Annotated in this window: 1 pseudogene; it reads left to right on the top strand. The window is 66.5% G+C overall.

Annotation, left to right across the window (positions count from 1 at the left end):
- Positions 1 to 233, top strand: a pseudogene (locus tag SB765_RS34075) (chemotaxis protein CheR); the annotation flags it as partial.

Here is a 233-nt window from a genome sequence, read left to right as displayed (position 1 = left end):
ACAGCAAGGGCGAGAGCGAGGCCGAACTGCTGGCCAGCATTGCCCGGCATGCCAACGCCGGTGCCAGTGCGCAGGCGCGCGCCGCTTGCCAGCGTTACTTGAGCCAGTTCGCGCCGACCGCGCAGGTTTACTACTGGCTGGGGTTGCTCAGCGATACCGAAGGCGATGCCGGCCAAGCGCTTACCCATTATCGCAAGGCCCTGTACCTCGAACCGCAGCACCCCGAGGCCCTG

Origin of the sequence: Pseudomonas sp. SIMBA_067 (assembly GCF_046534675.1) — a bacterium.
Classification (GTDB): domain Bacteria; phylum Pseudomonadota; class Gammaproteobacteria; order Pseudomonadales; family Pseudomonadaceae; genus Aquipseudomonas; species Aquipseudomonas putida.
Note: the sequence above shows the minus strand (reverse complement) of the source record. Positions and strands in the feature narration are given on the sequence as shown.